Consider the following 14,238-nt stretch of genomic DNA (forward strand, 5'->3'; position numbering starts at 1 on the left):
CAATCCACTCAAGCAAAAAGCCGTCCGGTTCACACCGGACGGCTTTTTTTCGAGCCTTGATTCAAGTGGCGGCGTCACCGCCGCCACTGCACTCAGGCTGCCTTCTTCTTGTTTTTGCCCATCATGCGCGTGATGTAGTACTGCTGCGCGATCGAGAGCACGTTGTTCACGACGTAGTACAGCACGAGGCCCGCCGGGAAGAAGAAGAACATGACCGAGAACGCGATCGGCATGAACATCATCATCTTGGCCTGGACGGGGTCCGGCGGCGTCGGGTTCAGCTTCGTCTGCACGAACATCGAGACGGCCATCAGCACCGGCAGGATGAAGAACGGGTCTTGCTGCGAAAGGTCGTGAATCCAGAGAATCCACGGCGCGCCGCGCATTTCCACCGACGAGAGCAGCACCCAGTACAGCGAGATGAACACCGGAATCTGGATCACCACCGGCAGACAGCCGCCGAACGGATTCACCTTCTCGGTCTTGTAGAGCTCCATGAGCGCCGCGTTCATCTTCTGCGGGTCGCTCTTGAAGCGTTCGCGCAGCGCCTGCATGCGCGGCGTGATCTCCTTCATGCGCGCCATCGACTTGTAGCTGGCGGCGGAGAGCGGGAAGAACACGGCCTTGATGAGCAGCGTGAGCAGCACGATCGACCAGCCCCAGTTGCCCACGTAGCTGTGGATCTTCTCGAGCAGCCAGAAGAGCGGCTTGGCGATGATCGTCACCCAGCCGTAGTCCTTCACGAGTTCCAGACCCGGTGCGATGCCTTCGAGCATGCGCTCTTCCTGCGGACCCGCGAAGAGGCGCGCCTGCACGTTGTCCGTCGCACCCGGTGCGATCGTGCCGAGCGGCTGCTTCACACCCACGCGGTAGAGCGAGTTGTCGAACTTCTCGACGTAGATGCTGCGCTTGGCGCCTTGCTGCGGAATCCACGCGGTCGCGAAGTAGTGCTGCACCATCGCGATCCAGCCGTTGTCGGCCTGGGTCACGAAGTCAGCCTTGTTCTTGTCGATGTCGCCGAACGTGATCTTCTGGAAGTGATGCTCGTTCGAGTACACCGCCGGGCCGATGAAGGTGTGCGAGAAGCGCGGCGTTTCGACCGGCTCGCTGTCACGCACGATTTCCATGTAGAGCGTCGGCGAAACCGGCGCGCCGCTCACGTTCTGCACCTTCCAGTCCACGCCGATCACGTAGCTGCCGCGCGTGAACGTGTAGGTCTTGGTGACCTTCACGCCGCCTTTCTCGGGCGACTGAAGCGCGATCTGGAAGGTGTTGGCGTCGCCGGTCAGTTCGCGCGGGCCGTCGACTGCCGTGAACACGTCGTTGTGGTTCGGGAAGTCGCCGCCGAGCAGGCCCGTGCGTGCCAGGTACGTGTGGTCGTTCGTGTGGTCGAACAGCGTGATGTACTGGTCCGGACCCTTGCCGTCGGCGCTTTCCTTCACGAGCGACAGCTTCACGAGCGAACCGCCGCGCGTGTCGATCACGCCGTCGTAGACGTCGGTGCGGAAGTGGACGAGCTGGGCCGCGGCCGCAGCCGGCTGGGCGGTGTTCGTCGGCGCCTGGCCCTCGGCGGCAGCGGCCGCCGGCAGGTCGGACGCGCCGTTGGCGGCGCTAGCGGGCGCGGAGCCGCCCGCGGCGGTTTGCGTCTGCGTTTGCGTCGCGTTCGGGAAGAACATCGACTGGCGTCCATGGTCGCGCTGCCAGTTGTCGTACAGCATGACAGCTGACATGAAGAAGATGACCCATAGGACGGTGCGTTTGATATCCATGCGTTGTCTCAGTGTCGATGGAATGGCGCGTCAGCGCTTTTTCGGAGATACAGGCGGGACGAGATCGATGCCGCCCGCCGAAAACGGATGGCAGCGGCACAGCCGCCGCGCGGCGAGGTAAGTCCCACGCGCGGCGCCATGATACTGGATTGCCTCGCGCGCGTAATCCGAACAGGAAGGATAAAAACGGCACCGGCTGCCGAGGAGGGGACTCACGGCAAGCTTGTAGAAACGCAGCAGTGCGATCAATACCGTTTGCATGGCGTTGCGGCCTGACTGCGCCGCGCTCGATGACGAACCACGTGCCGCTTGCGCGGCGTCTACGTCGGATAAGCCGGACTCGCGCGCCCCGCTCATGATGTGCGGGAACTGCCGTGGTCCGGCGGCGGAACGCTACCGGCCTGGGCACGCGCCGGCTCCTCCGCTGGTTGCCCACTTGGTGCCGCGGCCTGTGCCGCGCAAGGGGTGCGCGCAGATGTCGCAGGCGTAGCACTGCCACGCCGCGTGACTTCGCGCGCGGCCTTTTCGAGCAGCGTCTCAATCTCGCCGCGGCACAAAGCTTTGAGCCCCGGCGAAGACGCGCCCGGCAGCGCCTTGCGGTCGAACTTCGTATGCAGGCGCAGCAGCAGGTCGAAACCTTCGAACTGCGCACGGCGCACACGAAACGCTTCGCGGGCAATCCGTCGCACCAGGTTGCGCGTTACCGCGCGCGGTGCGTACTTCTTGCCGATCACGAGTCCGAGCCGCGCCTCGTTGCCGGTGGGCCGGCCGTACACGACGAAGTGTTCGGTGCGGCGCCAGGGGCGCAAACGAAAAACGGATGAGAACTCATCCGTTTTCAGTAGCCTTGCGGCTTTCGGAAAAGCGGCTTGCGTTCGCGACGGCATGACGCCCCGATCAGTTACCGGGTTCGTCCTGTTCGCCGTGCTCGCGAGCGGGCCGCTACCCGTGATTTCGCTGATAGCGATGCTGCCCGACTTAGACGGCGAGGCGCTTGCGACCCTTCGCACGGCGTGCGTTGATCACTTTGCGGCCACCAGCGGTCTTCATGCGCACGCGGAAACCGTGGGTACGCTTGCGACGGGTAACGGAAGGTTGGAAAGTACGTTTCATGTTGCTCTCACTGTTGAGTTTTGACCGCGGCGAGCATCGCGGAAAAAGGCAATGGCCGGTGGTACTAGGGATTGGTTTTCGAGGAACCCGCTATTTAAGCCGGTTTTTCGTTGGCCGTCAATAGGTTAGGCGATCGAACCTTTTCAAGCCACCGCATCGCACCTGTAGTGACTGCTGTAAGGGAACGAACGAACGTGCGTTGATCCGTCCCTGTGGATAACTTCCTGGCGAGGGGATTTCGGCGTTAGAATCTCGCCTATCCCAAGAATCCTGCATGCCGCTCCGGCCCGCCTGCTTGCCGCAAGACCCTTGCCGCGCGGGCTTCCGGAGCAATTGCCGTCGCCTCGTCAGGGCCTCGTCGCGTGTGTGCGACAAGAGCGGAGCGACTGCAACGCATGCAAACAAAACGACCACAGCAACTCGATGAACGAATTCTGGCAACACTGTTCCGCACTACTGGAGCGTGAGCTAACGCCCCAGCAGTACGTGACGTGGATTAAACCGTTGGCCCCGGTTGCCTTCGATGCTGCGGCGAACACGCTGCAGATAGCCGCTCCCAACCGCTTCAAGCTCGACTGGGTCAAGAGCCAGTTCTCGGGCCGGATCACCGATCTGGCACGCGACTTCTGGCAGACCCCGGTCGACGTGCAGTTCGTCCTCGACCCGAAGGCGGGCATGCGCGCGCCTCACGTCGCGCCCGCTGCCGCACCGCGTGCGCCTCTGGCCAGTGCGCCTGCATCGGCTGTCGCCGCCGTCGCGCCGCAACCGGCCGCCGTCACTGGCGGTACGGGCCTCGCCGGCATGGTGCAAGCCGCGTCGGCCGCCGTCGCGCAGGCTAGCGCTGAAGACGCCGCCGATCTCGATCTGCCCAGCCTCGACGCCAACGAAGCCGCCGCCGGCCGCCGTACCTGGCGTCCGGGCCAGGGCGCGGCCGCGGCTGCCTCGAACGGCGAACCCGACCCGACCTACGAGCGCTCGAAGCTCAACCCGGTGCTCACGTTCGACAACTTCGTGACGGGTAAGGCGAACCAGCTCGCACGCGCCGCCGCCATTCAGGTGGCCGACAACCCGGGCATCTCGTACAACCCGCTGTTCCTGTACGGCGGCGTAGGGCTTGGCAAGACCCACTTGATCCACGCGATCGGCAACCAGCTGCTGCTCGACAAGCCGGGTGCGCGCATCCGCTACATCCACGCCGAACAGTATGTGTCCGACGTGGTGAAGGCCTACCAGCGCAAGGCGTTCGACGACTTCAAGCGTTACTACCACTCGCTCGACCTGCTGCTGATCGACGATATTCAGTTCTTCTCGGGCAAGTCGCGCACGCAGGAAGAGTTCTTCTACGCGTTCGAGGCGCTCGTCGCCAACAAGGCGCAGGTGATCATCACGAGCGATACGTATCCGAAGGAAATCTCGGGTATCGACGACCGTCTGATCTCGCGCTTCGACTCGGGCCTGACCGTGGCGATCGAGCCGCCCGAGCTGGAAATGCGCGTGGCCATTCTGATGCGCAAGGCGCAGTCGGAAGGCGTGAGCCTGAACGAGGACGTGGCGTTCTTCGTCGCGAAGCATCTGCGCTCGAACGTGCGCGAACTCGAAGGCGCGCTGCGCAAGATCCTCGCGTATTCGAAGTTCCACGGCCGCGAGATCTCGATCGAGCTGACCAAGGAAGCGCTCAAGGACCTGCTGACGGTTCAGAACCGCCAGATTTCTGTCGAAAACATCCAGAAGACGGTGGCTGACTTCTACAGCATCAAGGTCGCCGACATGTATTCGAAGAAGCGCCCGGCCAATATCGCGCGCCCGCGCCAGATCGCCATGTATCTGGCCAAGGAGCTGACGCAGAAGAGCCTGCCGGAAATTGGCGAGCTGTTCGGCGGTCGCGATCACACCACGGTGCTGCACGCCGTGCGCAAGATCGCCGACGAACGCACCAAGGACGCTCAGCTCAATCACGAGCTGCACGTGCTCGAGCAGACGCTGAAGGGGTAACACGCAGGCAAGCAGCACCTGAATGGCGGGGCGAGCGGTCGCATCCCGAACGGTTCGCCCTGTTTATTTCGCGGATCGCCCCCAATTTAGGGAAGTGGTCCGTTTTCAGGCACAATATGGGTTTAACCGCCCGGCGGTCCGGGGCGGGAAACACGCCGCGGCCTGTGCTGCATCAACCGTCTGAGCGGCGCCGAAGCCGCCGCCCACACATGCGATTCGTGGGGTCGCGTCGGCAAAACCGGCGCCAGGCGGGCGCGCAGACCGTCACATCAACGAAGGAACTCTATGCAACTGGTCAAGACCGAACGCGATAACCTGCTGAGGCCGCTGCAAACGGTGAGCGGCATTGTCGAACGCCGCCACACGTTGCCGATCCTCGCCAATCTGCTGATCACCAAAACCGGTTCCGACGTCTCGTTCCTGTCGACCGACCTCGAGTTGCAGATCACCACGACCGCCGACTTCGGCGTTGGCAACGACCAGGTGGCCACGACGGTCGCCGCGCGCAAGCTGCTCGACATCCTGCGCGCCATGCCCGACGGCCAGGTCACGCTCACGCTCGCCGACAAGCGCCTCACGGTGCAGTCGGGCAAGAGCCGCTTCGCCTTGCAAACGCTCGCCGCGGACGAGTTCCCCACGGTGGCGCAGGCCAAGGACTTCGGCGCGAACCTCGCGGTGCCGCAGAAAACGTTCCGCCAGTTGCTCGGCATGGTGTATTTCGCCATGGCGCAGCAGGACATCCGCTACTACCTGAACGGCATGCTGCTCGTCGTGGACGGCGACCAGCTCATGGCGGTCGCGACCGACGGCCACCGCCTCGCGTTCTCGTCGATGAAGATCGAAGGCTCGTTCGCGCGCCAGGAAGTCATCATCCCGCGCAAGACCATTCTCGAACTGCAGCGCCTGCTCGAAGACATCGACGACGTGCTGAAGATCGACATCGGTTCGACGCAGGTGAAGTTCACGTTCGGCCAGGTCGAACTGGTTTCGAAGCTCGTGGAGGGCAAGTTCCCCGACTTCCAGCGCGTGATCCCGAAGGCGCACAAGAACACCTTCCAGATCGGCCGCGAAGAACTGCAGCGCTCGCTGCAGCGCGCGGCGATTCTCACGTCCGACAAGTTCAAGGGCGTGCGCTGCATCATCGAGCCTGGCCAGCTCAAGATCATGTCGACCAACGCCGACCAGGAAGAGGCGCAGGAAGAACTGGAAATCGCCTACCAGGGCGACACCATCGACATCGGGTTCAACGTCACGTATCTGCTCGACGTCCTCGCGAACCTGAAGGTCGACACGCTGGAAGTGAGCCTCGGCGACGCCAGCTCCAGCGCGCTCATCACGATTCCCGAGAACGAGGAATTCAAGTACGTGGTGATGCCGATGCGCATCTAAAAAGCGCGACAGAAGAAGAACACCAGGGGGCGCTGCGCCCCTTTGGCGTTTTTATGGCTTTTTGAAAAAGTCTCGAGCAGTAACACAGGCAGTACGCAGAACCGGAAAATTCCATGACTGATACGAACAACTCGCAACCCGACAACAGCTACGGCGCCTCGTCGATCCAGATCCTCGAAGGTCTGGAGGCAGTGCGCAAGCGGCCCGGGATGTACATCGGCGACACGTCGGACGGCACCGGTCTGCACCATCTCGTCTTCGAAGTGCTGGACAACTCGATCGACGAAGCCCTCGCCGGCTACTGTAACGACATCCACGTGGTGATTCACGCGGACAACTCCATCTCGATCACCGATAACGGCCGCGGCATTCCCACGGACGTGAAGATGGACGACAAGCACGATCCGAAGCGCAGCGCCGCCGAAATCGTGATGACCGAGCTGCACGCGGGCGGCAAGTTCGACCAGAACAGCTACAAGGTCTCGGGCGGCCTGCACGGCGTGGGCGTGTCGTGCGTGAACGCACTCTCGAGCTTTCTGCGTCTGACCGTGCGCCGGGACGGCAAGAAGCACTTCATGGAATTTCACCGTGGCGTGCCGCAGAACCGCGTGCTCGAAGAGCGTGACGGCCACACGGTCTCGCCCATGCAACTGCTTGGCGACACCGAAAATCGTGGCACCGAAGTGCACTTCATGGCCGACGAAACCATCTTCGGCAGCGTGGAGTACCACTACGACATTCTCGCCAAGCGTATTCGCGAACTCTCGTTCCTGAACAACGGCGTGCGCATTCGCCTGACCGACCAACGCTCGGGCAAGGAAGACGATTTCGCCTTCGGTGGCGGCGTGAAGGGCTTTGTCGAGTACATCAACAAGGCGAAGACCGTCCTGCACCCGAACATCTTCTACGTGCAAAGCGAGAAGGACGGCGTGGGCGTCGAAGTGGCGATGCAGTGGAACGACAGCTACAACGAAAGCGTGCTGTGCTTCACGAACAACATCCCGCAGCGCGACGGCGGCACGCACTTGACCGGCCTGCGCGCGGCGATGACGCGCGTGATCAACAAGTACATCGCCGACAACGAAATCGCGAAGAAGGCCAAGGTCGAAACCTCGGGCGACGACATGCGCGAAGGGTTGTCGTGCGTGCTTTCCGTGAAGGTGCCGGAGCCGAAGTTCAGCTCGCAGACGAAGGACAAGCTGGTTTCCTCGGAAGTGCGTGCGCCGGTTGAAGAAGTCGTGGCGAAGGCGCTCGAGGAGTTTCTGCTGGAAACGCCGAACGACGCAAAGACAATTTGCAGCAAGATCGTCGACGCTGCACGCGCACGCGACGCCGCGCGCAAGGCGCGCGAGATGACGCGCCGCAAGGGCGTGCTCGACGGCGTGGGCCTGCCGGGCAAGCTCGCGGACTGCCAGGAGAAAGATCCGGCGAAGTCGGAAGTCTATATCGTCGAGGGCGACTCGGCAGGCGGCTCGGCCAAGCAAGGCCGTGACCGCAAGTTCCAGGCAATCCTGCCGCTGCGCGGCAAGGTGCTGAACGTCGAAAAGGCCCGCTACGACAAGCTGCTGTCTTCCGAGCAGATCGTCACGCTGATCACCGCGCTGGGCTGCGGTATCGGCAAGGACGACTACAACCTCGACAAGCTGCGTTATCACCGCATCATCATCATGACCGACGCGGACGTGGACGGCGCGCACATCCGCACGCTGCTGCTCACGTTCTTCTATCGCCAGATGCCCGAGATGATCGAGCGCGGCTACGTGTATATTGCGCAGCCGCCGCTGTACAAGCTGAAGGCGGGCAAGGACGAGCGCTATCTCAAGGACGATTCGGAGCTGAATGCGCATATGCTGCGTCTCGCGCTGCAGGGCTCGGAGCTCGTGCCGAACGAAGGCGCAACGCCAATCTCCGGTGACGCGCTTGGCGAGCTAGCACGCTCGTATCAGCTTGCACGCGGCGTGGTGGATCGTCTCTCGCGTCTGTACGACGAGCGCGCGCTCGAAGCAATCATGGACGGCGTGGCGATCGATTTGTCGAGTGAAGAATCGACCGAGGCTTCGGCGCGTGCACTCGAAGCGCAACTGCGCGACGATCCGCTCAAGCCGGAAGTGAGCGTGGTGCCGATGTACGACCAGGTGCGCGAGCAACGTTCGCTGCGCGTGGAGCGTCGCCATCACGGCAACGTGAAGGTCTCAGTGATCGACGAGGAGTTCCAGCTCACCGCCGACTATCAGCAGCTCGTGAACACGGCCAATACGTTCAAGGGCTTGATCGGCAAGAACGCCGTGATCAAGCGAGGCGAACGCAGCATGGCCGTGAACGACTTCAAGAGCGCGATGAAGTGGCTGATCGCCGATGCCGAGCGCAACGTGTCGAAGCAGCGCTATAAGGGGCTTGGCGAGATGAACCCCGGGCAGCTCTGGGAAACGACGATGGATCCGACTGTGCGACGTTTGCTGCGCGTGCAGATCGAGGACGCGATCGCCGCCGATGGCATCTTTACGACGCTCATGGGTGACGATGTCGAGCCGCGCCGTGCGTTCATTGAAAGCAATGCGCTGCGGGCGGGGAATATCGACGTTTGATCGTCCGATGCTGCCATTGAAAAGCAAACGCCCGGTTCCCCGGGCGTTTTTATTTGATGCCGCAGTTCGTGCCGCAAAGCCCACCGCGATGCGATGAAAGCGCCCTGAGAGGCGCTATTTTTTTGTCTGGAAGACAGCAAGAACTCGCGCCCGGAAGTATCCACAGCCCTCGGCGGATAACCCTCGGAAAACCCCAGGAAATCACTGTGCATGAATCGGGGATAACTTCGGCAGCGCAAAAAGTGTGGAAAAGTTGCCAGCAGCTGCCTGGCGTTGTCCCGTTAACACCCGCAAGGTTATGTTTTTTCCACAGCCTTGTTTACTCAATGGTTTTCCACGGTTATCCACAGAATACCCAGGGCCTTGTTAACTATTACTACGTTTACGTATACATACGTTATTAAAACCTTAGAACCCTCGCATCGGAAACGAAGATGCCGCCGTAAACCGTCCCGGCGGCATCGTCCTTACCCTGCCAATCGCACGGCTCAAGCCAGCGGGATATAAAGCTCTGTCTTCAGGTCCTCCGGCGCCGCCTCGTCAGGCGTATTCAGATAAACCTCGAACGAAGGCGCCGAAAAGTCCGGCTTGCGCCCGAGCTTCTGCAAGCCTTCGTTGTAAAGCCACATCCACGCTTGCTGCAGCCCCTCATACGGCCCCTTGTGAAGCACCATCGCGTGTTCGCCGCCACGCAGCTGAACCTTCTCGACAGGCGCCAGGATCTCCACATCGGTTTCTTGCCCCAGATGCAGTGCCGCTTTCGAGCGCAGCTTCGATTCTTCGACCGTCTTGGGATCGTCGTAAAAGATGCCAACCATCTTCGAACCGGACGTGCGCACGTTGCGCTCGCCAAGCCATTGCGCGAGCGTGTAGAACGCGTCGCTGATCTTCATGTACGGACCCACGTGGCTGACGGCGAGCAGATCCATTGGCTCGAGGGTGAGGAGCTTCACGTCGCGGTTTTGCATGATGGCGTCTCCAGGTGCACTGGCCACGCGAATGCGCGGCTGCATGCGCCCGAAGATAGCACCGTGCTCCGGTAGACGCCCTCGGCGTGCCGAGGACTCGAGCGTCACAAACTCACACGTGTTACCGGATGCGCCTCGAGCCACGCGTTCTCTTCGTCGTCGTAGAGCCGCGAGCGCGTGAGAAAGCGCAGGCCCGTGGGTCGTTCGAGCGAAAACATGCCGCCGTTGCCTGGCACGGCGTCGATGATGAGCTGGGTGTGCTGCCAGTACTCAAACTGCGCCTCCGTCATATAGAACGGCATCCTGCCGATTTCTCCCAACTGCACGTCGGCATTGCCGACCATGAAGTCACCGACGGGAAAGCACATGGGCGCGCTGCCGTCGCAGCAGCCGCCCGACTGGTGAAAGAGCACCGGGCCATGTTCGCGCGTTAGCTGCTCGATCAGCGCGAGCGCGGCCGGCGTGGCGGTGACGCGTTCGACCATCTCGTGACGCTCCTCAGAGGTTGCAACGAAGCAGGCGTCGCGCGCAGTGGCGGCTTCTGGGCCGCAAAAACACCGCGCGCGACGCGCAGGGCACGCAGTGGGATCAGAAGAACCCGAGCGGCTGCTCGCTATAGCTCACGAGCAAGTTCTTCGTTTGCTGGTAGTGGTCGAGCATCATCTTGTGGTTCTCGCGCCCGATGCCCGACTGCTTGTAGCCGCCAAACGCCGCGTGCGCCGGATACGCGTGGTAGCAGTTGGTCCACACACGCCCTGCCTGGATCGCGCGGCCGAAGCGGTAGGCGCGCGTACCATCGCGCGTCCACACGCCCGCGCCGAGGCCGTAGAGCGTGTCGTTGGCGATTTCCAGCGCTTCCTCTTCGGTCTTGAAGGTCGTGACGGACACGACGGGCCCAAAGATTTCCTCCTGGAAGATGCGCATCTTGTTGTGACCGCGGAAGACGGTGGGCTTCACGTAGTAGCCGTCGCCGAGTTCGCCGGTGAGTGTGTTGCGCTCGCCGCCAATCAGGCATTGCGCGCCTTCCTGCTTCCCGAGGTCGATATACGAGAGGATCTTCTCGAGCTGCTCCTGTGAGGCCTGTGCGCCGATCATCGTCTTCGTGTCGAGCGGGTGGCCTTGCTGGATCGCCGCCACGCGCTTGAGCGCGCGCTCCATGAAGCGGTCATAGATCTTTTCGTCGATGAGCACGCGCGACGGGCACGTGCACACTTCGCCCTGGTTGAGCGCGAACATCGCGAAGCCTTCGAGCGCCTTGTCGAAGTAGCTGTCGTCGTGGTCGAGCACGTCGGCGAAGAAGATGTTCGGGCTCTTGCCGCCCAGCTCCAGCGTCACCGGAATGATGTTCTGGCTCGCGTACTGCATGATGAGGCGGCCCGTGGTGGTTTCGCCCGTAAAGGCGATCTTCGCGATGCGCTTGTTCGAAGCGAGCGGCTTGCCGGCTTCGAGACCGAAGCCGTTCACCACGTTGAGCACGCCGGCCGGCAGCAGGTCCTGGATCAATTCGGTCAGCACGAGGAACGAAGCGGGCGTCTGCTCGGCGGGCTTGAGCACCACGCAGTTGCCGGCCGCGAGAGCGGGCGCGAGCTTCCACGCGGCCATGAGGATTGGGAAGTTCCACGGAATGATCTGGCCGACCACGCCGAGCGGCTCATGGAAGTGATACGCAACCGTGTCGTGGTCGATCTCGGAGATGCCGCCTTCCTGCGCACGCACACAGCCCGCGAAATAGCGGAAGTGGTCCGCGGCGAGCGGAATATCGGCGGCGAGCGTTTCACGCAGCGGCTTGCCGTTATCGATGGTCTCGGCCACGGCGAGCTTGTGGAGGTTCTGCTCGATGCGATCGGCGATGCGGTTCAGAATATTGGCGCGGTCGGTGGGCGAGGTCTTGCCCCATGCGGCTTTCGCTTTGTGTGCGGCGTCGAGTGCGAGTTCGACGTCGGCCTCGCGCGAGCGCGGAATGGACGTGAACGCGTGACCCGTGATGGGCGAGATGTCGTCGAAATACTCGCCGCCGAGCGGCGCCACCCACTCGCCGCCGATGAAGTTGCCATACTGCTTCTTGTACGGGAATTCGGTGGTCAGGAATTGCATGTCCGCGTGATTCATCTCCGTGCTCCTCTGTGTTCTCGATCTCGATATGGACGGGCGCAGCGAGGCCGCGCTACCGCGGGACGCTAACGCGAGAACCATGCCAGCGCGGCGGCGCAGCCGCGTCGCGCCATGCGGTAGCGGCTCGGCGCACGCGTACCCTGAAAATGCGTGATCTGCGGGCCATGCAGGCAATCGGCGGATTGCGTCAGCCCGGAACAGAGGGGCATTCAACTGCTCAAGAAGTGAACAGCCGGGAAGCGCAATATCGACGGGAGTTGGAGATTTGCGGCGCGCGGGCCGCACTTGAGGTAGGCTTTGCACCCGTAACAGTCAGGAGAGTCTGCATGTCGAGTACATTCGTTTGCCGCAACCAGTCGTGCGGCACCCCGTGGGAACAGAGCGAGGTCGTGATCAAGAACGAAGGGCAGGGGCCCTTGTTCCGGTGTCCGCTGTGCGGTGCCCGCAACTACCTTGAGCAGTTCGAAGACGACGATGGCAACGTCGTCTATGAGCAGGTGGACGGCAAGCCCTTCCTCTGAGCGCTGGCGGCTAGAGGATCTGCGTCGCGAGCGTGATGCCGAAGAAGAAGCCGCCAACCAGGCCAAGCGCACGGCCGACCAGTAGCTGGTTCAGATCCTCGTCCAGCATCATGGGGTCGCGCCGGTCGCGCAGCACCGTTTTCAGCAGCAAGGGGCGGATCAGGAGTGCGCAAGCGGCGATCACGACCGGCACTGCAAGGCGGATAGCCAGGCTGACGTGCTTCTCGGGCGGAATATCCAGCCAGACCAGGAGCAGGACCAGAAGCGTTGTGACGAGCGCACCGATGATTGCGCCTGCCACGAGCCGGTCGACAGGATGACCGTGCATCATGATTTACCTCGTTGGAACAGTTGACCTGACTATGATCAGCATTTAGTCAGAAAATCCCTATAGGAAGAGTCCGAAAGTGAGATAGGCTATTCGGGATCAAATCATTCGGATTCCGAAGTTTCTTGCCGCCGATGCCGTTGCGGACCCGGCAAATGTGGAAAGCGAATGGGCGGCTTGCGGGCGAACGAAGAAGCGTGAGAGCCGGGCGGCGAGGCGCCGGTTTCAGCGGCTACCATCCCCAATTTAGTCGGACGATTTGTTACCTATCCATACGGGTAGGCTGGCGAGCGCCCCGGAGCGTCCTACAGTACTTCATACGATAAGAAACCACGGCAGGACCAACGGGGAAAGCCATGACATTCGTCGAACAGGAAATCGCGCACATCGCGCGCGTGATGCCGCCGTCGCTGGCCGGCGATTTCGAGATGCCGGTGATGGGGGTCGCCTACTGGCGCAAGCGTCTGCACGCGCTTCTCAAGCAGAACCACCTGACTCACGTTCAGCTTTCGACCGTCGACACGCTGCTTCGCCAGCTCGACGGCTTCGAGGCGCTCAGCCGCTGGCTGCCGCGTCCGAAGCAGGCGTCGCGTCACGTGAGGCGGGTGAAGTAGCCCAAGAAAGTGCCCGGGGAGAAATGCAAAAAGCCCGATCGCAAGGATCGGGCTTTTTGACTGAATTGGCTGGTGGGGCGTGAGTGACTCGAACACTCGACCTACGGATTAAGAGTCCGCTGCTCTACCAACTGAGCTAACGCCCCCAACAGAAAAAAGATTATGCAGGACTTTTTGGGACTTGGCAAGACCTTTTCGCAAAATTCCTGAGAATAGTGTGTCGACGCGGCGCAAGCCCTGTCTGCGTGTGCGTTTGCGCCGTCACCGCCGGGGCCGTGCTGTCCCGGTATGATGTCGCCACCCCTGGCGTCAAACCAGGTCTCAAGCCAGTCGCTGTGCGCCGCCTGTTCACCGAGCTTGGCTGGTTGGCTGTAATCGGCCGCAATCGTCGCACGGCAATCCACAAAGGCAAACGATGGACGACAACGCAATCGACGCGCTGCTGGAGCGCGTACTGGCCCCGTGGGTGCGCGCGCTCGGGATGAAGCCCGTCGAGGTCTCCGAAGAGAGCGCCACCTTGCGCCTGCCGTTTTCGGGCGAGCTGCGCCACTCGGGCGGCGTGATCTGCGGTCAGGTTTTCATGGCGGCGGCGGATACGGCCATGATCGTCGCGATCACGGCCGCGCTCGGCGGCTTCAAGCCCATGACGACCGTTGCGCTGAACACGAACTTCATGCGCGCGGTGCGCAAGGGCGACGTGCTCGTCACAGCTCGCGTGCTGCGCATGGGCCGCAATCTGGTGTTCGGTGAAATAGAACTCTACGACGAAGATGGCCGGATGGCGGTTCACGCGACCTCGACTTACGCGCTGCTCGATTAAGCTTGGCGCTTCCGATCGTTTTCGGTC

At 62.1% G+C, this 14,238-nt stretch carries 13 protein-coding genes, 1 tRNA gene and 1 pseudogene; 6 read left to right on the forward strand and 9 right to left on the reverse strand.

What is annotated here, in order from left to right; genetic code table 11:
* Nucleotides 1–92: 92 nt before the first annotated feature.
* From yidC to rpmH, 4 genes and pseudogenes are all read right to left on the reverse strand, one after another.
* Nucleotides 93–1,769 carry a membrane protein insertase YidC gene (yidC, locus tag U5A57_RS00565; protein WP_321907275.1) on the reverse strand — a complete coding sequence of 559 codons (1,677 nt, stop codon included), beginning with the start codon at nucleotides 1,767–1,769 and terminating at the stop codon, nucleotides 93–95.
* A 30-nt stretch (nucleotides 1,770–1,799) separates the two neighbouring features.
* Nucleotides 1,800–2,030, reverse strand: a complete 231-nt coding sequence (gene yidD / locus U5A57_RS00570) for a membrane protein insertion efficiency factor YidD (RefSeq protein WP_091999750.1) — start codon at nucleotides 2,028–2,030, stop codon at nucleotides 1,800–1,802.
* 203 nt (nucleotides 2,031–2,233) lie between these two features.
* Nucleotides 2,234–2,656 (reverse strand): annotated as a pseudogene (rnpA, locus tag U5A57_RS00575) (ribonuclease P protein component); the annotation flags it as partial.
* A 91-nt stretch (nucleotides 2,657–2,747) separates the two neighbouring features.
* Nucleotides 2,748–2,882, reverse strand: coding sequence for a 50S ribosomal protein L34 (gene rpmH / locus U5A57_RS00580; protein ID WP_026120950.1), 135 nt, complete (start codon nucleotides 2,880–2,882; stop codon nucleotides 2,748–2,750).
* 423 nt (nucleotides 2,883–3,305) lie between these two features.
* Here rpmH and dnaA point away from each other — a divergent pair, with 423 nt between their 5' ends.
* The 3 genes from dnaA to gyrB all read left to right on the forward strand — a co-directional run bounded on the left by dnaA (nucleotide 3,306) and on the right by gyrB (nucleotide 8,848).
* Complete coding sequence (gene dnaA / locus U5A57_RS00585) at nucleotides 3,306–4,874, forward strand: chromosomal replication initiator protein DnaA (RefSeq protein ID WP_321907278.1); 1,569 nt, start codon at nucleotides 3,306–3,308, stop codon at nucleotides 4,872–4,874.
* 285 nt (nucleotides 4,875–5,159) lie between these two features.
* On the forward strand, nucleotides 5,160–6,263 hold the full coding sequence (gene dnaN / locus U5A57_RS00590; RefSeq protein WP_028203240.1) for a DNA polymerase III subunit beta: 1,104 nt from the start codon (nucleotides 5,160–5,162) through the stop codon (nucleotides 6,261–6,263).
* A gap of 113 nt (nucleotides 6,264–6,376) precedes the next feature.
* Nucleotides 6,377–8,848: a DNA topoisomerase (ATP-hydrolyzing) subunit B gene (gene gyrB / locus U5A57_RS00595; protein ID WP_321907280.1), complete on the forward strand. Its 2,472-nt coding sequence runs from the start codon at nucleotides 6,377–6,379 to the stop codon at nucleotides 8,846–8,848.
* A 488-nt stretch (nucleotides 8,849–9,336) separates the two neighbouring features.
* Here gyrB and U5A57_RS00600 read toward each other — a convergent pair whose 3' ends face one another.
* From U5A57_RS00600 to adh, 3 genes are all read right to left on the reverse strand, one after another.
* Nucleotides 9,337–9,816 (reverse strand): GyrI-like domain-containing protein, encoded by a 480-nt coding sequence (locus U5A57_RS00600; protein WP_321907281.1) that lies wholly within the window; start codon nucleotides 9,814–9,816, stop codon nucleotides 9,337–9,339.
* Nucleotides 9,817–9,920: 104 nt separating this feature from the next.
* Complete coding sequence (locus U5A57_RS00605) at nucleotides 9,921–10,301, reverse strand: DUF779 domain-containing protein (protein WP_321907282.1); 381 nt, start codon at nucleotides 10,299–10,301, stop codon at nucleotides 9,921–9,923.
* A 103-nt stretch (nucleotides 10,302–10,404) separates the two neighbouring features.
* On the reverse strand, nucleotides 10,405–11,925 hold the full coding sequence (adh, locus tag U5A57_RS00610; protein WP_321907283.1) for an aldehyde dehydrogenase: 1,521 nt from the start codon (nucleotides 11,923–11,925) through the stop codon (nucleotides 10,405–10,407).
* A 329-nt stretch (nucleotides 11,926–12,254) separates the two neighbouring features.
* On the opposite strand from adh, the gene U5A57_RS00615 reads away from it, so the two are divergent.
* A complete protein-coding gene (locus U5A57_RS00615; protein ID WP_069264575.1) occupies nucleotides 12,255–12,449 on the forward strand; it encodes a hypothetical protein in 195 nt (64 codons plus the stop codon).
* 10 nt (nucleotides 12,450–12,459) lie between these two features.
* On the opposite strand, the gene U5A57_RS00620 is transcribed toward U5A57_RS00615, so the two are convergent.
* The gene (locus U5A57_RS00620; protein WP_321907286.1) at nucleotides 12,460–12,780 is read right to left on the reverse strand and encodes a hypothetical protein; all 321 of its coding nucleotides are present in this window, start codon (nucleotides 12,778–12,780) and stop codon (nucleotides 12,460–12,462) included.
* A gap of 353 nt (nucleotides 12,781–13,133) precedes the next feature.
* Between U5A57_RS00620 and U5A57_RS00625 the strand changes: the two genes are divergently transcribed.
* Entirely contained in the window at nucleotides 13,134–13,391 is a 258-nt protein-coding gene (locus U5A57_RS00625; protein ID WP_158756626.1) for a hypothetical protein, read from the forward strand.
* Nucleotides 13,392–13,461: 70 nt separating this feature from the next.
* Here the strand turns inward: U5A57_RS00625 and U5A57_RS00630 are convergent.
* Nucleotides 13,462–13,537 (reverse strand) — tRNA-Lys (locus U5A57_RS00630).
* 269 nt (nucleotides 13,538–13,806) lie between these two features.
* Between U5A57_RS00630 and U5A57_RS00635 the strand changes: the two genes are divergently transcribed.
* A complete protein-coding gene (locus tag U5A57_RS00635) occupies nucleotides 13,807–14,211 on the forward strand; it encodes a PaaI family thioesterase (protein WP_321907289.1) in 405 nt (134 codons plus the stop codon).
* The last annotated feature ends 27 nt before the right edge of the window (nucleotides 14,212–14,238 follow it).

It is taken from the genome of Paraburkholderia sp. J11-2 (assembly GCF_905220185.1).
GTDB lineage: Bacteria > Pseudomonadota > Gammaproteobacteria > Burkholderiales > Burkholderiaceae > Paraburkholderia.

Excerpts from the sequence above, each read along its gene's own strand:
- dnaN (WP_028203240.1), top strand. The coding sequence starts at position 5,160 with ATGCAACTGGTCAAGACCGAACGCGATAACCTGCTGAGGCCGCTGCAA.
- gyrB (WP_321907280.1), top strand. The coding sequence starts at position 6,377 with ATGACTGATACGAACAACTCGCAACCCGACAACAGCTACGGCGCCTCG.
- U5A57_RS00635 (WP_321907289.1), top strand. The coding sequence starts at position 13,807 with ATGGACGACAACGCAATCGACGCGCTGCTGGAGCGCGTACTGGCCCCG.
- U5A57_RS00625 (WP_158756626.1), top strand. The coding sequence starts at position 13,134 with ATGACATTCGTCGAACAGGAAATCGCGCACATCGCGCGCGTGATGCCG.
- dnaA (WP_321907278.1), top strand. The coding sequence starts at position 3,306 with ATGAACGAATTCTGGCAACACTGTTCCGCACTACTGGAGCGTGAGCTA.
- rpmH (WP_026120950.1), bottom strand. The coding sequence starts at position 2,882 with ATGAAACGTACTTTCCAACCTTCCGTTACCCGTCGCAAGCGTACCCAC.
- adh (WP_321907283.1), bottom strand. The coding sequence starts at position 11,925 with ATGAATCACGCGGACATGCAATTCCTGACCACCGAATTCCCGTACAAG.
- U5A57_RS00620 (WP_321907286.1), bottom strand. The coding sequence starts at position 12,780 with ATGATGCACGGTCATCCTGTCGACCGGCTCGTGGCAGGCGCAATCATC.
- U5A57_RS00615 (WP_069264575.1), top strand. The coding sequence starts at position 12,255 with ATGTCGAGTACATTCGTTTGCCGCAACCAGTCGTGCGGCACCCCGTGG.
- yidD (WP_091999750.1), bottom strand. The coding sequence starts at position 2,030 with ATGCAAACGGTATTGATCGCACTGCTGCGTTTCTACAAGCTTGCCGTG.
- U5A57_RS00605 (WP_321907282.1), bottom strand. The coding sequence starts at position 10,301 with ATGGTCGAACGCGTCACCGCCACGCCGGCCGCGCTCGCGCTGATCGAG.
- U5A57_RS00600 (WP_321907281.1), bottom strand. The coding sequence starts at position 9,816 with ATGCAAAACCGCGACGTGAAGCTCCTCACCCTCGAGCCAATGGATCTG.
- yidC (WP_321907275.1), bottom strand. The coding sequence starts at position 1,769 with ATGGATATCAAACGCACCGTCCTATGGGTCATCTTCTTCATGTCAGCT.